The following is an 18854-nucleotide window of genomic DNA, read 5'->3' as shown; positions in this document are numbered from 1 at the left end:
CCGCATAGTCCCACTCACCCATGCACCACCCGGCTGTCCTCAGGCGCCTCGGCCCGTTCGGTCAGGCCATAGTCGCGCACGACATGGGCGATGCGCAGACGATAGTCGGCAAAGATGCCGCCACGGCCGGCCTTCTGCGCCCGCCTATGTTCCTCCGTGTTGCGCCAGGCCTTCACCGCCTCCTCGTCGCGCCAGAACGACAGCGACAGGATGCGATTCGGGTCAGTGAGGCTCTGAAAGCGCTCGATAGTGAGAAAACCGTCGATGCCGTCGAGCAGCGGGCGCAGGTCGGCGGCGAGGCCGAGATAGGCATCGCGCTTGCCCGCTGCCGGCTCGACCTCGAAGATGACGGCGATCATAATTTCACCAGAGAGGCATGCGGCCCGGACGCCAGCTTCAGGAACATGCGATCCTCCTTCAGGATGAATCTTTCACGCCGCGCGAACTCGTAATTCGCCTTGCCGACCGGATCGGCGGCCAGCCTGGCACGGTAGGCCTCGTAAGCCGCCAAGCTGTCGATGTTGTAGGCGGCGTAGGCGGTCGTGGCCGAGCCTTCATGCGGAGCAAAATAGCCGATCAGATCGGCGCCGCAGCGCGGAATGGCCTGGCCCCAGTTACGGGCATATTCCTCGAACGCCGCCTTGCCGAACGGGTCGATCTCGTAGCGGATGAAGCAGGTGATGGTCATCTTTTGTCTCCTTGCTGAATTTGGTTCGTTGCGCCGATAGTTCGAGCGGGGTCGAAACGTTCAGCGGATCGATGTGCTAGGCAATTTCTCCGGTGTCATGCTTGCCAGAAGGATTTCGCGCATTCGTGGCGAACGTCTTCCGGCGTCAGGCCAAGGTCGCGCAAAAGATGCTCGTCGATCTCGGCAAGGTCGAGGCGCTGCAGATAGCGGTCGTGCCACCGCGCCAGAAGCCGCAGTCGGCATAAGGCGATGAATGGAAATGGTCGGCGGCGGAAGCGGCTGACAGACACGGCGTTGGGGGCGGCTCTTGCGATCATCGTCGTCTCCTTGATCTGAGCCGAGAATAGTGTTTATCTGACAAGAATGCTTCGATGACGGACGAACTATGCGTGAAGGACCAGACATAGCCCGCATCGCCAGCCTGGTCGGCGATCCGGCGCGGGCGAACATGCTGACCGCGCTGATGGGCGGCACGGCGTTGACGGCGAGCGAACTGGCGCTCGAGGCCGGTGTGTCGCTGCCGACTGCCAGCTCGCATCTGTCGAAACTGATGGAGGGCGGGCTGCTGACGCTGGCAAGCCAGGGGCGGCATCGCTATTACGGCCTCGCCGGGCCGCAGGTGGCTGGCATGATCGAAGCCATCACCGGTGTCGCCGCAGCGGTCGGGCCGCAGCGGGTCCGGCCGGGTCCCCGTGATGCGGCCATGCGCGTGGCGCGTGTCTGCTACGACCACCTCGCCGGAGAACAGGCCGTGGCGATGCTCGACCGCCTTGTCGCTCGACAAGTGCTCCTGCGCGACGACAAGGAGATCAGGCTTGGGCCGTCGGCCGCCTCGTATTTTGCCGCGATTGGCATCGATGTCGAGAGCAAGGCGCGACGACCGGTGTGCCGGGCGTGCCTCGACTGGAGCGTGCGGCGCTCACATCTTGCCGGCACGCTGGGCGCCGCCATTCTCGACAAGATCCTCGCCGAAAAATGGGCAAGGCGCGAGAAGGACAGCCGCGCGGTTGTGTTTTCGCCGACGGGGAGGCAGGCGTTCGAGAGGGTGTTTCTGGCTTGAAAGATTTGCCGGTATTGTCCTGGGGCGGGGCAGGGGCGAAGCGACGTGGCGGAGACCCCAGTATCCATGCCGAAACTTTCGATCGTCGCGGCGGCGCATAACGTTGCGAGACGTCAGCGGGACAGCGCCCCCCCTTTGTCCGGCAGGACAGAGGGGGGCGTGAAGGATCGCCGGCGCTCGTTCTCGCGCTCGCTCAGCCTGGAACGAAGCCAATGAACTAGCCGCGCTTGAGCACCTTGCCCTGCCTGAAAAAATCCTTCCACGGATCGGCTTCGGCCAACTGCTTCAGCGTCGTCTTGTCGCCGATCGGAAATGCGTTCGGCGCCAGTCCGGCCTCGATCTCCGCCCAGGTCGCCGGCATCGATACGGTAGCGCCCTTTTTGGCCCGCGACGAATAAGGCGCCACCGTGGTCGAGCCGCGGCTATTGCGCAGATAGTCGACGAAGATTTTTCCGGTGCGCGCCTTCTTCGACAGCGTCGCCGTGTAGCGGTCGGGTGCCGCCTGTTCCAGCGCGCGGGCGAAATCATGGGCGAAGTCTTTCACCTCATCCCAATCCGCCGATGGTTTCAGAGGCACGACGACATGGTAGCCCTTGCCACCCGACGTCTTGACGAAATTCGGCAAGGACAGCTCATCGAGCCTACCGCGGATTTCGAGCGCCGCCGCGCGCACCGCTTTCACGTCGACGCCTTCGTCGGGATCGAGATCGAAGATGATCTGGTCCGGCTTATCCAGTTCGTCGATGGTGCAGCCCCAGATATGGATCTCGACCACGCCGAGCTGGACCAAGGCAGCGACACCGTCGAAGTCGCGGATGAACAGGATCTCCTCGCCGTCCGTCGGATCCTTCATCCTGGCGATCTTGTCATGCATGCCGGCCGATGCATGCTTCTGGAAAAAGCGCTGGCCCTCGACGCCGTCCGGCGCACGCACCAGGCTTAGCGGCCGATTGACGACGAATTGTTGCAGGCGCGGCCAGACCAAAGCGTAATGATCGAGCAGGCCCTGCTTCGATACCTTCTCCTGCGGCCACAGAAGCTTGTCGGGATGAGAAAGCTTTACGACGGTTTTTGCCGCCCCCGAGGATTCAACAGAGGTGCCCTTGCCCCCGGCAGGCTTTTCCTTGGTATCGGCCTTGCCTGCTGGTGCCTTTGGCTTTTCCTGCACGACTTCCTCCGCCGGTTTGTCCTCGCGCAATCCCTGGAACGAGGCGTGGCGTATTATACGGTCGGACGTCCAGGTACGGAACTCCACTTCGCCGACAAGGTCTGGCTTCACCCAAACCACTCCTTTGCCCAGCCCTTTGCCCCTCGGTAGCGCCCTGTCGAAGGGCGAGGTCTTCGCCTTCAGAGCATCAAGCTTCTTCTTCAGGTCGTTGGTGCCCTGCATCGAAAAGCCGGTGCCGACACGGCCGGCATAGTGCAGCTTGCCGCCCTCATGGTAGCCGACCAGCAAGGAGCGCAATCCACGCCCGGTCTTCTCCGACGGCAGGTAGCCGCCGATGACGAATTCCTGGCGAAGCGTGCATTTCGACTTCACCCAGGACAAGCCGCGGCCGCTGCGATAGGGCGCGTCGGCGCGCTTGGAGACGATCCCCTCCAGCCCCATGCGGCAGGCGTGCTCCAGCATGACCTTGCCCGGTTCGGCAAAATGGTCGCTGAAGCGGACTGCCGAATTGTCTGGCTGTTTGCCAAGCAAGTCCTGCAAAGCCTGCTTGCGCTCGACCAGCGGCTCTGTGCGCATATCCTCGCCATCGAGACGCATCAGGTCGAAGACGTAATAGAGAAAACGATCCGTGCGGCGCGCCGACAGATCCGCCTGGAGCAGCGCGAAGGACGAGACGCCGCTGTCCGCCAGCACGACGATCTCGCCGTCAATGATGGCATCCATGCATTTCAGGCGCCCGAGTTCTGCGACAATCTCGCCGCCGAACTTGTCCGTCCAGTCAAGGCCGGTGCGCGTCAAGAGCCGCACCTCGGTGCCGGCAAGCTGCGCCTGCATGCGGTAGCCGTCGAATTTCACCTCATGCAGCCATTCCTTGCCGGGAGGGGCATCCCTTTGCAGTGTGGCGAGGCATGGTTCAATGAATTCGAGCTGCTTTGCCGCCTTGGCCTTCGCCTTGCTAGCGAGCCGTTTGTTCGAATGCCAGACCCTTGGCTTCTTGCCATCGGCGGTCTTGCCTTCGCCGACCTCCTCGATCGTCAGGCCCGACTTCACCGATTCTGGCGCCTCCTGCAAAATGTCCTCGCCCGGCCGGGCGGCGACATCGTCGGATTTGATCAGCAGCCAATTGTCGCGCGTTTTGCCGGGACGCGGCTTCAGGCGCACCAGATGCCAGAGACCGTTCAGCTTGTGGCCATGCAACTCGAAGCTGATATGGCCCTTTTTCATCGCCTGGGCCGGATCGGTCTCCGGTTGCCATCTGCCTTCGTCCCAGACGATGACCGAGCCGCCGCCATATTCGCCCTTGGGAATGGTGCCCTCGAAGGACGCGTAGTCGATCGGGTGGTCCTCGACATGCACGGCGAACCGCTTTTCATGCGGATCGAGGCTCGGGCCCCGGGTTATCGCCCAGCTCCACAGCACGCCATTGTGTTCGAGGCGAAGGTCGTAATGCAGCCGTGTCGCGGCGTGCTTTTGGATGACAAAGATGCCGCCGGCCTCACCTTTCCTGCTGCGAACGACCTTGCCGGCCGGCTCGGCGGTCTTCTTGAAATCGCGCTTGGCGTGATACTGCTCAAGGCTGGCCATGACACGCGATCCTATGCGGATTTGCTATGGCGTCGAAGGTTTCGGCTTGGCGACGCCGGCACGAGGTCTTGAACGGATAGAAATCGTTTCAGTTCCGGCCCCGCGAAAAGCGAGGCACGCCGGATTGCCCGGCGTTGCCTCGATCGAGAGTGCTATTCGGCGGCTTGAAGGTTGACCTTGGCCTCCGCGATCTCGGTAAGCTTGCGGTCGGTTGCCTGCTCTTCCTTGATGTTGTTGGCCAGGACATTGGCGCAGTCGCTGCGGCCAAGCTGCTTGGCCCAGGCAATCAACGTGCCGTAACGAGTTATCTCATAGTGCTCGACCGCTTGCGCGGATGCGATCAGGGCGGCGTCGAGAACATCCTTGTCGTCGATGTCGCCGCTGACTTCATCGGCTTCCTCGAGAATGCCGTCGATGGCCGGACAGTTGACCGTCTTGGCCTTCACGCCGTGCAGTTCGAACACGTTCTCGACGCGCGCGATATGGCCCTTGGTCTGCCCGAGGTGCTTCTCCAGGCCGGCTTTCAATTGCGGATTGGTCGCCTTGTCGATCATCTTCGGCAGCGCCTTCTCGATCTGTTTTTCGGCGTAATAGATGTCGCGCAGCGTGTGGACGAAGAGGTCGTCCAGCGTCTTGATGTCTTTCGAAAAGAAACCCATGGCTTTTGCCTTTCCATCGTTCTCGCTGTGTTGGGATTCGGCGGCGGTTCCGCACGGAAGCCGCTGTCTGCTGGAGCCGGGTTGGTGCGGCTCTTGTCGTCAACGTGCGGCTATCGGACGGGTTCCTGACTTTCCCTGGGCAAGCACGGAAATTTCGCGGCACCGGCCAAGGCTGAAACAGAAGCGCGCCGCAGCGACATCCAAACGAAACATATGTGATGCAAAAGTCACATCGACCGAAATGTCGACGCACTGCATGGAAAGACCCCGAATCAGCCGCATTGCGGCCATGAACCAAGGCATTTTCGACCAGATATTAACATCGTGTTCACCGACTATTCACGCCTCGACGCTATGATCCTCGCAATTCGGAAGGGACATCCGAAATCGGGACAGGGACAGGTAAAATGAACTTCTTGACGCACCTCATCGGCTACGCTGCCGCCATCCGCGAATTCGTCGCGCCGACCTACCGGCCGGAGCGCTATTACATGCGCGGCCCAGGCCCTGCTTGCGCACGCCGCGGCCACACGCTCGGCATCAGCGCGCACTGATGACGACCATGGAAAGCCGTCATGACAGCCGGATCTGCAGGCCGGCCGCCGATCACCGTGCGACCACCTATCGCACGGAGCGTTCTGCGCTCGCCGACCGGCGGCGTGCGACAACAAGGTTCTGAGATTCTGGGGCTTTGATCTCGCCTCCGGCAAGCTTAGTGTCGTTTGACACCAAGCAGCCGGGACCCGCGTGACCACCCAGCCAAACCATCCTCCTGAAAAGCCAGCCTTCGATGCAAGCCATCCGTTGATCGTGTTCGACGGCGTCTGTGTGCTGTGCTCGGGCTTCGTGCGCATGGTGGTCAGGCTCGACCGCAAAAGCCGCTTCCGCTTCGCCACGGCGCAGTCGCCGCTCGGCGAAGCGCTGTTTCGAAAATACGGGCTGCGGACGGATAGCTACGAGACCAATCTGGTCCTCATCGACGGCGCCGCCTTCACCCGCCTGGACAGTTTCGTCGCCGTCATGGCCGAACTGGGCTGGCCGTGGCGGGCGGCGAGGTCTTTCCTCCTGCTGCCGCGCCCGCTTCGCGACTGGCTCTATGACCGCATTGCGAAGAACCGGTACGCGCTGTTCGGCAGGAAAGAGAGTTGCGAGATCCCCTCCGCTGAACTGAAAGGGCGGCTGATTGGCTAAGCGAAGGCTCCTGGGAAGCTTCTGCGCTACCCGAGGCGGCAGCGCTTGGGAGAGCAGCCGATGAAGGTTCTCATCGTCGGCGGCTACGGCACATTTGGCGGCCGCATCGTCGAACTGCTGGAGAACCAACCGCGCCTGACGCTGATCATCGCCGGCCGCTCGCTTGCCAAAGCCAATGCCTATTGCGGGAGCCGTCACGGCGCTGAGGCGCGGCTCGTGCCGGCGCAGTTCGACCGCGACGGCGATCTTGCGGCGCAACTGGCCTCATTGCGTCCCGACACGATGGTCGACGCCAGCGGTCCGTTCCAGGCCTATGGCGAGGGGCGCTACCGCGTTATCGAGGCCTGTATCGCCCAGGGCGTCAACTATCTCGATCTCGCCGACGGGTCGGATTTCGTCGCCGGCGTTTCTGCATTCGACGCGGCGGCGCGCGAGACCGGTCTTTTCGTGCTGTCCGGAGTTTCCAGCTTTCCGGTGCTGACGGCAGCGGCGGTGCGCCGGCTATCTCTTGATATGGCGCGGGTCGAGACCATTCGTGGCGGCATCGCGCCGTCGCCCTTTGCCAGGGTCGGCGAAAACGTCATCCGCGCCATTGCCGGCTATGCCGGACAACCAGTGCAGCTCGCACGCGACGGCGAACCGTCGCAGGGCCACCCGTTCACCGAACAGATGCGTTACACGATCGCGCCGCCCGGCCGCCTGCCGCTGAGGAGCACGTTGTTCTCGCTGGTCGACGTGCCGGACCTGCGGGCGCTCGCCGATCTCTGGCCGCAGGCACAGACGATCTGGATGGGCGCCGGGCCGGTGCCGGAAGTGCTGCACCGCGCTCTGATCGGTCTCGCCTGGCTCGTGCGCGCCGGCCTGGTCCGCTCGCTCTTGCCCTTGGCTTCGCTCATGCACCGGGCGAGCAACCGGCTGCGCTGGGGCGAGCATCGCGGCGGCATGTTTGTCGCGGTGGAAGGCGCGGATCGGTCGCGTACGCCGGTCAGGCGCTCATGTCATCTGCTGGCGGAGGGCAATGACGGGCCGCTGATCCCGTCGATGGCGGTCGAGGCGCTGGTGCGCAAGGCGCTGGACGGACATATGCCTGCGCCAGGAGCGCGGGCGGCCGTGCGCGACCTGGAACTCGAGGACTATGAAGCGCTGTTTACCAACCGGACGATCCATACCGGCTTCAGGGACGATACCGCCGATGCGGACAAGCCGCTCTACGCCGCCTTGCTCGGCGACGCCTGGCAAAACCTGCCCAAGGAGATCCGCGCCATGCACGATGGCACGACCAAGGCGCAGGGACGCGCCAGCGTCGAGCGCGGAGGCAATATGTTTGGCCGGCTTGCAGCCTGGCTGGTCGGGTTTCCGAAGACCCGTGACGACATCCCGGTCGATGTCCGCTTCCACGCCAACGAAAACGAAGAAACCTGGACGCGGACATTCGGCGGGCAGGGTTTCTCCAGCCGCCAGTTCGCCGGATGCGGCCGATCCGAGCGGTTGCTGTGCGAACGCTTCGGCCCGCTGACCTTCGCCATGGCGCTGGTCGCCGAGGAGAACCGGCTGTCGCTCGTGCTGAGCCGCTGGAGCATTATTGGCCTGAAGCTGCCGATGTGGCTTTGCCCGCGCTCGACATCTTTTGAGAGCGTGGAGAACGGCCGCTTCCGCTTCCATGTCGAGATCTCGCATCCGCTCACTGGATTAATCGTGCGCTATCGCGGCTGGCTCGAACCCTCGCACGGTTCCAACACGATCGTGCCGCCGGCCGCCTTGCCCAGTTCGCGGCAGTCTTCAACCGTGCACAGTGTCCAGCCTTCGCCGGTGGCGCCGGATGCGGCGAGCACGAGGCGCGGCTGAGGCTTGATCGGGGGCGTGTAGGCCCACCAGCCGTCCCGCAGAAGCGCGCCCTCGGGCGGCTCCATGCCGGCGCCCGAGCCCTTGATCCGTGCCTCGACGATTTGCAGGCCGGAAGGCATCACCTTCCAGTCTTCCTGCCAATGCGTCTTTTCCACCGAATGCGTCCAGGACAGCGTGAAAGCGGCGACAGCCAGCGTCACCGTCTTGCCGGCGGCCAGGATACAAAGGCTCATGCGGTCCCGGACGCCTGCCGTGCACGCCAGCAGTGCCAGCCGATCCAGACAAGAGAGAGCGCCCAGCCGGCCTCGTCGGTGAGCGGCAGCGCGGCAACCAGCAGCGCGCCTGCGCAGAAGGCGACGAGACGTTCCCACCAGGCCATGCGCCGGGCGAGGAACCCGACAGCGGCCGCGCCCCACAGGACGATGCCCATGCAGGCCTTGGCGACGATATAGGCGACCTCGACGGGATAGCCGAACTGGGCGGCGATCGGACCGGCGTCCTGCAACATCAGCGCCGGGGTGTAGACCGCCATGAACGGCACGACGAAGCCGGCGACGGCAAGCTTGGTGGCTTGGATGCCGATCTTGAGGCCGCTCTCCTTGGCCATTGGCGCGGCGGCGAAAGCGGCCAGCGCCACCGGCGGGGTGAGGTCGGCCATGATGCCGAAATAGAAGACGAACATATGGCTGACCAGCAGCGGCACGTCGAGCGCCAACAGGGCCGGCCCGGCCAGCGACGAGGTGATGATGTAATTGGGGATGGTCGGGATGCCCATGCCGAGCACCAGGCAGGTCAGCATGGTCAGCAGCAGCGACAGGAACAGGTTGTTCTCGCCGATGGAGATGATCCAGCCGATGAAGGTCGAGGCGATGCCGGTGAGCGTCAGCGTGCCGATGACGATGCCGACAATGGCGCAGGCGATGCCGACCGGCAGCGCGTTCTTTGCTCCCTCGGCAAGCGAGTCTATGCATATCTGCAACGTCTCGCGTCCGCCCCTGAAGGTGAAGCAAGCGATGACGAGCGCCGCGATCACAAGGCTGAGGATGTTGACGCCGAACTTCATGAAAGAGGCGGCGGCAAGCCCCAGCGCCAGCCAGAAGACAATGCGGAAGGCAAGCGGCCCGATCAACGCCGCCAGCGGCGTGCCGAGGATGAGCACGATGGTCAGCGCCAGCCCCATGGTGCCGGCGAAGATCGGCGTATAGCCGGCAAACAGCAGATAGATGAGCGCGGCAAGCGGCAGCACCAGCGGCCAATGTCTTCTCACCGCGTCCCACGGATTGGGCAGATCCGCTTTGGCCATGCCGTGCAGGTCGGCCTTGCCGGCTTCCAGATGCACCTGCCAGAAACAGGCGCCGAAATAGAGCAGCGCCGGGATGATCGCCGCCTTGACCACTTCGGCATAGGGGATGTTCAGCGTCTCGGCCATGATGAAGGCGACCGCACCCATCACCGGCGGCATGATCTGGCCGCCCATCGAGGAGGTCGCCTCGACGGCGCCGGCGAAAGCCGGGCGGAAGCCGAAGCGCTTCATAAGCGGGATGGTGAACTGGCCGCTGGCCACCACGTTGGCGACGCCGGAGCCGGAAATGGTGCCCATCAGCGCCGATGACAGGACGCAGACCTGGGCCGGGCCGCCGCGCCACGACCCGACCAGGCCAAGGGCGAAATCGTTGAACAGCGCGATCATGCCGGCGCGTTCGAGAAAGGCGGCGAAGACGACGAAGATGAAGATGTAGGCGGCCGAGACGTAGACCGGCGTGCCGTATATGCCTTCCGTGCCAAAGGCGAAGGTGTCGACGAGCTGGGCGAAATCATAGCCGCGATGGATGAAGGGCGACGGTAGGTGATTGCCGGCAAATGCGTAAGCGAGGAAGATCAAGGCGATCAGGGCAAGCGGCAGCCCCATCAACCGCCGCGCGGCCTCGAAGACCAGCACGACCAGCACCGTGCCGACGATCAGGTCCGGCGTGGTGAGGAAGCCGGAGCGCCGGATGAGGTCGGCATAGAACACCCAATTATACAGGCCGGTGGCGAATCCGAGCACGCCGAGTGCCCAGAACGCTGCTTTCGCCGGGATGCTTGTGGCGCGCAGATTGGCGATCAGGCCAAAGCCGAGCAGCAGCAAGAAGCCGACATGCATGGCGCGCACCACCTGGCTCGGCAGGCTGCCATAAGCGGCGATGTAGATCTGGAAGATGGAAAAGGCGACGGCGATGAGAAAGGCGGCCTTGCCGGCGATGCCTTCGCCGAAACCCGGCGGCAGCCCTTCGACCGGAGCTTCGGCGGTGGGGGAGAGAATGGTCGGGGTATCGGTCATTGGCGGGGTTCCTGGCGGGCGCCCCTCCCCTCGAGGGGAGGGTGGACAGCCGCCGAAGGCGGATGGACGGGTGGGGTCGTTGCGGCAGTGCGCGGCCTGAACCGACCCCACCCGCCTCGCTTCGCTCGGCACCCTCCCCTCAAGGGGGAGGGAGCGCCCTTACTTCACCAGCCCCTTCTCCTTGTAATACCTCTCGGCGCCTGGATGCAGCGGCACCGGCATGCCGTCGAGCGCCTTGGCCGGGTCGATCGCCTTGGCGGCGGCATGGGCAGCGGTGAGCTGGTCGAGATTTTCAAACAGCAGCTTGGTCATCTGATAGGCGGTCTCGTCGGAGACGTCGGCGCTGGTGATGAGGAAGTTGCCGACGGCGGCGGTCGCAACATCCTCGGTCTGGCCCTCATAGGTGCCCTTAGGAATGGTCACCGAAAGATAGGGCGAGCCGATCTTGGCGACATCCTCCGCCGGCACGGCAACGACGTTGATCGGCACCGAGGTGGCGAGGTCGCGGATCGAGGCGACGCCGAGGCCGGCCGATTGCAGCGTGGCGTCGAGCTGGCGGTTCTTGATCAGCTCGACCGATTCGGCGAAGGGCAGATACTCAACCCGTCCGAGATCCTCGTATTTCAGCCCGGCGGCGGCGAAGATGGCGCGGGCGTTGAGCTCAGTGCCGGAGGCCGGCGCGCCGACCGACAGGCTCTTGCCCTTGAGGTCGGCGAGCGTCTTGATGCCGGACTCCTTACTGGCAACGATCTGGATGTAGTTGGGATAGATGGCGGCGATGCCGCGCAGCTTGTCGAGCTTGCCCGGATAGCCGGCTTCGGTATTGCCCTCGGCGGCCAGCTTGACGGAATCGCCGAGCGCGAAGGCGATCTCGCCCTTGCCCTGCTGCAACAAATTGAGGTTCTCGACCGAAGCTTTCGTCGCCTGGACCTGGGTGCGGGCACCTTCGATGCCCTTGCCGTAGATTTCCGACAGCGCGACGCCGAGCGGATAGTAGACGCCCGAGGTGCCGCCGGTCAGCACGTTGATGAATTCCTGCGCCTTGGCCGACACCGCGCCAAGGCCCAGCGACAGCGCCAGCGCGCCGGCGGCAACAAACTTCGTCCTGAAATTGAGCATACGATTTCCTCCCTGAAATATCAGCGGCCGTGCCACCCTCCCAGCACGAGCCGAGGCGAGTTTAGACAGCGGGCGGGAAATGCCAACCCGCAATAGTATCCATTAGACGAACGGCTGAGTGATGCCGCAACGCATGGCCGCTTGCGTAAAACGCCATCGGAGCCGAAAGATTTTTCCGACGCCTGTCGAAATCGGGCCGGGCCGCGCGACATACGTCCGGCTCGCAATGATGCGGCCCTGTGAACATGGGAGAGAAGACCATGCGATACATGCTTTTGATCTACGTGAACGAAGCCGCGATGGCGGCCGCGCCGACCGACAAGACCTACGAGATCAGCGCAGCCTATGGCGCCTATACCGAGGCGTTGAAGAAGTCCGGCGCCTGGTTGGCCGGCGACCGGCTGAAGCCGACCCAGGCCGCGACCTCGGTGCGGATGGCCAATGGCAAGACCAACGTGCTCGACGGCCCGTATGCCGACACCAAGGAACAGCTCGCAGGCTTCTACATGATCGAGGCCGAGGATGCCGATGCCGCGATTGCCTGGGCGGCGCGCTGTCCGGGTGCCAGCACCGGCACGGTGGAGGTGCGGCCGATCTGGGAACAGACAATGTGATATCGGAACGGCCTGACATCGCGCGGGCGGCGGCGGAAGCGGCCGCCCGGCAAAGCTACGGCAAGCTGATCGCCTATCTCGCCGCGCGCATGCGTGATGTAGTCAGCGCCGAGGACGCCCTGGCCGACGCCTTTGCGGCGGCGCTGGAGCGCTGGCCGCAAACCGGCGTGCCGCAGAAGCCCGAAGCCTGGCTGCTGGCGGTGGCGCGCCGGCGCCGCGTCGACGCCATCCGGCGGCGGCTGACCAGCGAGGCGGGCCGCGACCATCTCAGGCTGATCGCCGAGGAGATGGAGGCTCGCATCATCGATGAAGACCTGCCCGACGAGCGGCTGCGGCTGATGTTTGCCTGCGCCCATCCGGCGATCGAGGCGGGCGTGCGAGCGCCGCTGATCCTGCAGGCCATTCTGGGCTTCGACGCGGCGACGATCGCCTCGGCCTTCCTGGTGTCACCGGCAACGATGGGCCAGCGCCTGGTGCGCGCCAAAAACCGCATCCGCGAGACCGGCATTCCGTTCCGGGTGCCTGAAAGAACCGAGCTCGGCGAGCGGCTGGATGCGGTGCTGGAAGCGATCTACGCCGCGTTCGCCGAGGGCTGGTCCGACCCGGCCGGCACCGAAACCCGGCGCCGCAATCTCGCGACCGAAGGCATCTGGCTCGGCCGTCTGGTGGCGTCGCTGATGCCGGATGAGCCGGAAGCGCTTGGCCTGCTGGCGCTGATGCTGTTTGCCGAGGCGCGGCGTGCGGCGCGGCGCAGTGCCTCCGGAGACTATGTGCCATTGGCCGAGCAGGAGCTTGCGCTGTGGGACGGCGCCTTGATCGACGAAGCTGAGACACTGCTCCGGCGCGCCGCGACCAAGGGCGTCGTCGGTCGCTACCAGCTCGAGGCGGCCGTGCAATCCGCCCATACGACAAGACGGCTGACCGGCCGGACCGACTGGGTCGCGATCAGACATCTCTACGACGCGCTGTCGGTGATTGCCGCCTCGCCGGTGGTATCGATCAACCGCGCGGTGGCCATTGCCGAAGCCGACGGCGCCGCGGCGGGATTGAGCGCACTTGATGAGCTTGGCGATGACAAGCGGCTGCATGATTATCAGCCTTATTGGGCCGCCCGCGCGGGCCTCCTGGCCAGGCTCGGCAAAACTCGGGAAGCGACTGAGGCCTATGACCGGGCGATCGGCCTCGAACGCGATCCTGCCGTGCGCCGGTTCCTGCAGGAACGACGGGCTGGGCTCAGCCGCGCGGCAAAAGACTGACGCAACACGATCCGTTCAGGCCGGCCACATGGCGTGGGAGGCGTTCAGCGTCCTCATCACCTGATGCTCCCGCAACTTGGCCCACAGGCGTTCGATGTTCGGCCAGGCGCTGGGGACCTTTTCAATCTCGGGATGCCAGGCCACCAGCATGATAAGATAGATGTCGGCCAGCGAGAGCCGGTTGCCGACCAGCCAGTCACGGCCTTCGAGGGCAGCATCGAGAATGGCCAAGCCGCGATCCATTTCCGAGATCGCCGCCTGCTTGACGGCGTCCACGCCGCCGGGATCGGCGGTGTAGCGATGAGCGTAGAAGAACCGCAGGTCAGCCTGATAGATGACCGACGACATGAAGGTCATCCAGCGCAGGAAATCGGCGCGGGCGGGCGAGTTCGCTGCCGGCGCCAGAGCTGCCTCCGGGTGGCGTTCGGCAAGCAGGATGCAGATCGCCGCCGACTCGGTCATCGAGCTTCCGTCCGGCAAGACCAGGACCGGCACCTGGTTCAAGGGGCTGATGTCGAGAAAGGCCTGATCGGGCGAGGTCGATTTCGGAACGTCGACCTGGTCGAAAGGCACACCCGCCAAAGCGAGCGCCGCCTCGACGACAAAGCCGCCGGTATTGGCACGGGTATAGAGCTTGTACATGAAATCCTCCGCCAGCCGATGCAAGGCCGGCGACGATCTGACCGGAAGCGCCACTTTACTCAAGCGAGCGGCGGCCGCCACAGGTATTCAGCGGTCCAGACCGAAGTGTCGCCGCGGAACTTTTGATGCCGGCGGGACAGCGCCCCCTCTGTCCTGCCGGACATCTCCCCCACACGGGAGGAGATCGGCCATCATTCCGACTTTCGCCAACCGCCAACGTTGCAGGAGTGAGCTGCGCGCTGAAGCTGCCAATCTCCCCCCAAGTGGGGGAGATGCCCGGCAGGGCAGAGGGGGGCGCGAAGGAATGCTACGAATCTATCGGAATTCCCGTGTCGAGGACCTAAGCACCCAGCCCTTCGAACAGGATCGTCGACAGATAGCGTTCGGCGAAGGATGGAATAACGACCACCAGGTTCTTGCCCTTGTTCTCCGGCCGAGAGCCAACGACGATCGCCGCCTGGAGGGCGGCGCCCGAGGAGATGCCGACCGGCACGCCTTCGAGGCGGGCGACGAGCCGGGCATTGGCGACCGAATCCTCGTTGGAGACCTTGACGATCTCGTCATAGATCGTCGTGTCGAGGATCTTCGGCGCGAAGCCGGCGCCGATGCCCTGGATCTTGTGCGGGCCGGGCTGGCCGCCCGACAGCACCGGCGAGGCTTCCGGCTCGACGGCGACGACATGCACGGAGGGCTTGCGCTGCTTCAGCACCTGACCGACGCCGGTGATGGTGCCGCCGGTGCCGATGCCGGCGACGAAGATGTCGACCTCGCCTTGGGTGTCATTCCAGATTTCCTCGGCCGTGGTGCGGCGGTGGATTTCCGGATTGGCCGGATTTTCGAACTGCTGCGGAATGATGGCGTCGGGCAGTGTCGCGGCCAGCTCGTCGGCCTTGGCGATGGCGCCCTTCATGCCTTTCGGCCCTTCGGTAAGCACCAGTTCGGCGCCGAGCAGCGCCAGCATTTTTCTGCGTTCGACCGACATGGTCTCCGGCATGGTCAGGATCAGCTTGTAGCCCTTGGCGGCGGCGGCGAAGGCGAGCGCGATGCCGGTGTTGCCCGAGGTCGGCTCAATCAGCGTGGTCCTGCCGGGCGCAATCCTGCCCGATGCCTCCAGCGCCTCGATCATCGAGACGCCGATGCGGTCCTTGACCGAGCCGATCGGGTTGAAGAATTCGAGCTTGGCCAGCAGATTGGCGACGACGCCCTTTTCATTGGCGAACTTGTCGAGCCGCACCAGCGGGGTGTCGCCGATCGTTTCGGTGATCGAATTGTAGATGCGGCCGCGGCCGGGCACATGCGCGGTGGTGGCGGGCTTGTTCATTGGTTTCGCTCCCCGAGTTCAGATGGGCCAGAGGTCAGACCGGCCAGAGTCAGGTTGGCCAGAGTCAGTCAGGCAAGTGTCAGGCGGGCATAAGATAGGGCCATCCGCCGCGCAAGATAGTCTGTCGGTTGAAAATATCCGAGTGGGACGCATGCTGAAAACAGCTTCGGCCTGGAAAAGCATTTCAGGCGGTGTCCTGTTTAGGAATGGCTCGACCGCGAGATGCCTATTGCCGGGCGGCGATCGCAGCCGCTGCTCCGACCATGAAACCGGCGGCGGTGCGGTTCAGCACCCGCAGCGCACGCGGCGACTTCAGGAGCCCGCGCGCCTTGGCCGCCAGCGCCAGATAGGGCACCAGCACCACCAGCAGCACGAAGAGCGTCAGCGCGACGAGGATGCCGTAATCGGCGAGCGTGATGGTCTTCAGATCGACGATGGTCGGCGTGATGGCGAGATAGAAGATCATCGTCTTCGGATTGCCTAGCGTGACGGCGAGGCCGGCAATAAAGCTCGACACCAGCCCGCCCCTGCCTTTCTTCGCCTCCACCGTTTCGGGCGTGATGCCGCTCGTCCAGAAGCGCCAGCCAAGGAAAGCGAGATAGGCGACGCCCAGCCACTTGATTACCAGGAAGGCCATGCCGAAGGTCTGAGCGACGAGGGCCAGGCCGAGCACCACGGCGGTGAGATAGGTGAGATCGCCGAGCATCAGCCCGAAAGACATGGCGAGCGCCGAGCGAAAGCCGGAACCAAGCGCACGCGCAATAAGCGCGGTGAGACCTGGGCCAGGAATGGCGGCGGCGATGCCGAGGGCCGCGCTGTAGGCGAGGAATCCGGTGAGGGTCATGATTTCGGCCTTAGCGCATGACCCCAAAACGGAATCGACTTTTAAGACTGCGCCTTGTCGCACAAAGGCTGGCAGGCGTGTACTCCCTGAGGCCCGGATTCGATTGCACCAGAACTACCGGCCGGGCGAACTCGCCGATCAGGACGGACTTTTGCCGTAGGTGACGCGCATGACGCGCACACGGAGAGTTGAAACGGAATCGATCGGTTTTCAGAACTCAGTTTCCGGCTGCGTAGAAATCGTCGTCGAGGCGCTTTTCCAGCGCGACGAGATCGGCCGGCAGCGGCAGGCCCATGGCGCGCATTTCCCTCAGCTTTTCGCGTAGCTGCTCCTGCACTTCATGCTGATCCTCGGGCTGGTTGATCATCTGCTCGAGCAACAGGCTGATCTGGGCCTTGAACGATTCCAGCGCCATTTTTTTCTCCTTAGGTCCGGCCTAAGCGCGTCGCGTTTGAAGGGTTCCTGCGACGCGCTTTGCTTTCTTGTTTTTATGCATGTCGTTATCCCAAAACCGCTTGCGCATCACAGGTCAAGCCCGAGGGCAGGCTTTTGGGCGACATGCATTATCGCAGCATGCGGGAAATAAGCTGCGCGGTATAGTCGACCATCGGCACGATGCGTGCGTAGTTCAGCCGGGTCGGGCCGATGACGCCGAGCGCGCCGATGACGCGGGCATCCTTGTCGCGATAGGGCGCCACGACCAGCGACGAGCCCGACAACGAAAACAGCTTGTTTTCCGAGCCGATGAAGATGCGCACGCCGGACCCTTCCTCGGCAAGATCGAGAAGCTGGATCAGCCCGTCCTGCGTCTCCAGATCCTCGAACAAGTGCCGCAACAACTCGATGTCGGCCTGGGCCGTGACGTTTTCCAGCAGATTGGCGCGGCCGCGCACGATGAGACGCGCCGGCAGGCCGCTGTCGGCGCCTGCCCAGACCGCCAGGCCCTTTTCGACCAAGTCCTGCGACAGCGTGTCGAGGGCGGCCCTGGTTTCTTCCTTGATGCGGGCGATCTCGATCCGCGCCTCGGCCAGCGTGCGGCCGCGGATGTGGGCGTTGAGGAAGTTCGAGGCTTCATGCAATTGCGAAACGGTGATGCCGGCGGGCAGATCGACGACGCGGTTTTCGACGTCGCCGTTCTGCGATACCAGCACGGCCAGCGCCTTGGTCGGCTCGAGCTGGATGAACTCGATGTGCTTCAGCGCCACCTCGTTCTTGGCGGCAAGCACGAGGCCGGCGCCGCGCGACATGCCTGATAGCATCTGGCTGGCTTCGGTAAGCATATGCTCCAGCGTCGCGCCCGAGCCGGAGGCGCGCACCTGTGCCTCGATGGTGCGGCGCTCCTCATCGGAGAGGTCGCCAAGCTCCATGAACGCATCGACGAAGAAGCGCAGGCCGGCCTGGGTCGGCAGCCGGCCGGCCGAGATATGCGGCGCGTAGATCAGTCCGAGATGCTCGAGATCGCTCATCACGTTGCGGATGGTCGCGGGCGACAGCGAAGACGGCAGAATCCGCGACAGGCTGCGTGAGCCGACCGGCTCGCCGTCCTTCAGGTAGGAATCGACGATGCGCCGAAAGATGTCGCGCGAGCGCATGTCGAGCGATTGAAACGCGGGCGATTGAAACCCGGGCGATTGAAATGCGGGCGACTGAAGCACGGGCGACTGGGAACTGGGATCGACTGCCTTGGTCATTCGAGCCAAATACCTCCGGCCCAAAGATATAGACTTCGGCGGTGCCCGCGCAACCGGCCATTTTCCTTTGCGCCCTGCGCGCCATGCGGCTACAAGCCGGCCACGATTCCGAAAAAGATAGGAAAAAAGCCTGAATGCGCCCTTCCAAACGCCAATTCGACGAAATGCGCGCCATCTCCTTCGAGCGTGGCGTCTCCAAGCACGCGGAAGGTTCGTGCCTGGTGAAATTCGGCGACACACATGTGCTGTGCACGGCCAGCCTCGAGGAAAAGGTGCCGGGCTGGATGCGCAATTCCGGCAAGGGCTGGGTGACGGCGGAATACGGCATGCTGCCGCGCTCGACCGGCGAACGCATGCGCCGCGAAGCTTCGTCCGGCAAGCAAGGCGGCCGCACGCTGGAAATCCAGAGGCTGATCGGCCGTTCGCTGCGCGCCGTGGTTGATCTGCAGGCGCTCGGCGAGCAGCAGATCACCGTCGACTGCGACGTGATCCAGGCCGATGGCGGCACGCGCACCGCTTCGATCACCGGCGGCTGGGTGGCGCTCTACGACTGCCTGCGCTGGATGGAAGCTCGACAGATGGCCAGCGTCGCCAAGGTGCTGAAAGACCATGTCGCGGCGATCTCCTGCGGCATCCATGACGGTCAGCCGGTCATCGACCTCGACTATCTCGAGGATTCCTCGGCCGGCACCGACGCCAACTTCGTCATGACCGGCAAGGGCGGCATCGTCGAGATCCAGGGCACGGCCGAGGGTGAGCCTTTCTCTGAAGAGCAGTTCACGGCGCTGATGGAACTGGCCAAGAAGGGCATTGCGCGACTGGTTAGCCTACAGCAGATGGCTGTAGGTTAAT

Annotated in this window: 19 protein-coding genes and 1 pseudogene; 7 read left to right on the top strand and 13 right to left on the bottom strand. The window is 64.1% G+C overall.

The features are described 5' to 3' along the window. Positions 1 to 14: 14 nt before the first annotated feature. The 3 genes from EN885_RS22930 to EN885_RS22920 form a co-directional block, all read right to left on the bottom strand. Positions 15 to 359 carry an antibiotic biosynthesis monooxygenase gene (locus EN885_RS22930; RefSeq protein ID WP_095484712.1) on the bottom strand — a complete coding sequence of 115 codons (345 nt, stop codon included), beginning with the start codon at positions 357 to 359 and terminating at the stop codon, positions 15 to 17. Further along, positions 356 to 688 carry an NIPSNAP family protein gene (locus EN885_RS22925; protein ID WP_095484713.1) on the bottom strand — a complete coding sequence of 111 codons (333 nt, stop codon included), beginning with the start codon at positions 686 to 688 and terminating at the stop codon, positions 356 to 358. The genes EN885_RS22930 and EN885_RS22925 overlap by 4 nt, the downstream gene beginning before the upstream one ends. A 95-nt stretch (positions 689 to 783) precedes the next feature. After that, on the bottom strand, positions 784 to 1005 hold the full coding sequence (locus EN885_RS22920; RefSeq protein ID WP_128241706.1) for a DUF1127 domain-containing protein: 222 nt from the start codon (positions 1003 to 1005) through the stop codon (positions 784 to 786). A 68-nt stretch (positions 1006 to 1073) separates the two neighbouring features. Between EN885_RS22920 and EN885_RS22915 the strand changes: the two genes are divergently transcribed. Continuing rightward, a complete protein-coding gene (locus EN885_RS22915; protein WP_095484715.1) occupies positions 1074 to 1748 on the top strand; it encodes a winged helix-turn-helix domain-containing protein in 675 nt (224 codons plus the stop codon). 217 nt (positions 1749 to 1965) lie between these two features. Here EN885_RS22915 and ligD read toward each other — a convergent pair whose 3' ends face one another. Together ligD and EN885_RS22905 are read right to left on the bottom strand one after the other, a co-directional pair. Next, entirely contained in the window at positions 1966 to 4500 is a 2535-nt protein-coding gene (ligD, locus tag EN885_RS22910) for a DNA ligase D (RefSeq protein ID WP_128241707.1), read from the bottom strand. 152 nt (positions 4501 to 4652) lie between these two features. Next, a complete protein-coding gene (locus EN885_RS22905; protein ID WP_095484717.1) occupies positions 4653 to 5159 on the bottom strand; it encodes a ferritin-like domain-containing protein in 507 nt (168 codons plus the stop codon). 407 nt (positions 5160 to 5566) lie between these two features. On the opposite strand from EN885_RS22905, the gene EN885_RS22900 reads away from it, so the two are divergent. The 3 genes and pseudogenes from EN885_RS22900 to EN885_RS22890 all read left to right on the top strand — a co-directional run. Beyond that, entirely contained in the window at positions 5567 to 5713 is a 147-nt protein-coding gene (locus EN885_RS22900) for a hypothetical protein (protein WP_023801394.1), read from the top strand. A 193-nt stretch (positions 5714 to 5906) separates the two neighbouring features. Further along, complete coding sequence (locus tag EN885_RS22895) at positions 5907 to 6350, top strand: DCC1-like thiol-disulfide oxidoreductase family protein (protein ID WP_095484718.1); 444 nt, start codon at positions 5907 to 5909, stop codon at positions 6348 to 6350. A 60-nt stretch (positions 6351 to 6410) separates the two neighbouring features. After that, positions 6411 to 8006 (top strand): annotated as a pseudogene (locus tag EN885_RS22890) (DUF4166 domain-containing protein); the annotation flags it as partial. Positions 8007 to 8050: 44 nt separating this feature from the next. Here EN885_RS22890 and EN885_RS22885 read toward each other — a convergent pair. The 3 genes from EN885_RS22885 to EN885_RS22875 all read right to left on the bottom strand — a co-directional run bounded on the left by EN885_RS22885 (position 8051) and on the right by EN885_RS22875 (position 11634). After that, positions 8051 to 8428 (bottom strand): DUF1850 domain-containing protein, encoded by a 378-nt coding sequence (locus EN885_RS22885; RefSeq protein WP_126104206.1) that lies wholly within the window; start codon positions 8426 to 8428, stop codon positions 8051 to 8053. Next, entirely contained in the window at positions 8425 to 10515 is a 2091-nt protein-coding gene (locus tag EN885_RS22880; RefSeq protein ID WP_126104207.1) for a TRAP transporter permease, read from the bottom strand. Before EN885_RS22880 ends, EN885_RS22885 begins: the two co-directional genes overlap by 4 nt. Before the next feature lie 159 nt (positions 10516 to 10674). Continuing rightward, positions 10675 to 11634, bottom strand: coding sequence for a TAXI family TRAP transporter solute-binding subunit (locus tag EN885_RS22875; protein WP_126104208.1), 960 nt, complete (start codon positions 11632 to 11634; stop codon positions 10675 to 10677). A 260-nt stretch (positions 11635 to 11894) separates the two neighbouring features. Here EN885_RS22875 and EN885_RS22870 point away from each other — a divergent pair, with 260 nt between their 5' ends. Together EN885_RS22870 and EN885_RS22865 are read left to right on the top strand one after the other, a co-directional pair. Then, positions 11895 to 12248, top strand: coding sequence for a YciI family protein (locus tag EN885_RS22870; protein ID WP_095485097.1), 354 nt, complete (start codon positions 11895 to 11897; stop codon positions 12246 to 12248). Further along, positions 12248 to 13504 (top strand): DUF6596 domain-containing protein, encoded by a 1257-nt coding sequence (locus tag EN885_RS22865; protein ID WP_128242796.1) that lies wholly within the window; start codon positions 12248 to 12250, stop codon positions 13502 to 13504. The genes EN885_RS22870 and EN885_RS22865 overlap by 1 nt, the downstream gene beginning before the upstream one ends. A 15-nt stretch (positions 13505 to 13519) precedes the next feature. Here the strand turns inward: EN885_RS22865 and EN885_RS22860 are convergent, their stop codons facing one another. The 5 genes from EN885_RS22860 to hrcA form a co-directional block, all read right to left on the bottom strand. Beyond that, positions 13520 to 14146, bottom strand: coding sequence for a glutathione S-transferase family protein (locus tag EN885_RS22860; protein WP_128242789.1), 627 nt, complete (start codon positions 14144 to 14146; stop codon positions 13520 to 13522). Between the two features lie 340 nt (positions 14147 to 14486). Beyond that, entirely contained in the window at positions 14487 to 15467 is a 981-nt protein-coding gene (cysK, locus tag EN885_RS22850) for a cysteine synthase A (RefSeq protein ID WP_095484723.1), read from the bottom strand. A gap of 226 nt (positions 15468 to 15693) precedes the next feature. Continuing rightward, positions 15694 to 16311, bottom strand: coding sequence for a LysE family translocator (locus EN885_RS22845; protein ID WP_095484724.1), 618 nt, complete (start codon positions 16309 to 16311; stop codon positions 15694 to 15696). A 217-nt stretch (positions 16312 to 16528) separates the two neighbouring features. Further along, on the bottom strand, positions 16529 to 16726 hold the full coding sequence (locus EN885_RS22840) for a hypothetical protein (protein ID WP_029347942.1): 198 nt from the start codon (positions 16724 to 16726) through the stop codon (positions 16529 to 16531). A 148-nt stretch (positions 16727 to 16874) separates the two neighbouring features. Beyond that, entirely contained in the window at positions 16875 to 18002 is a 1128-nt protein-coding gene (gene hrcA / locus EN885_RS22835) for a heat-inducible transcriptional repressor HrcA (protein WP_127205582.1), read from the bottom strand. 134 nt (positions 18003 to 18136) lie between these two features. Here hrcA and rph point away from each other — a divergent pair, with 134 nt between their 5' ends. Then, the gene (rph, locus tag EN885_RS22830; RefSeq protein WP_095484726.1) at positions 18137 to 18853 is read left to right on the top strand and encodes a ribonuclease PH; all 717 of its coding nucleotides are present in this window, start codon (positions 18137 to 18139) and stop codon (positions 18851 to 18853) included. Position 18854 lies beyond the last annotated feature (1 nt).

It is taken from the genome of Mesorhizobium sp. M6A.T.Cr.TU.014.01.1.1, assembly GCF_004022765.1.
In the GTDB taxonomy this organism is placed as follows: Bacteria; Pseudomonadota; Alphaproteobacteria; order Rhizobiales; family Rhizobiaceae; genus Mesorhizobium; species Mesorhizobium mediterraneum.
Note: the sequence above shows the minus strand (reverse complement) of the source record. Positions and strands in the feature narration are given on the sequence as shown.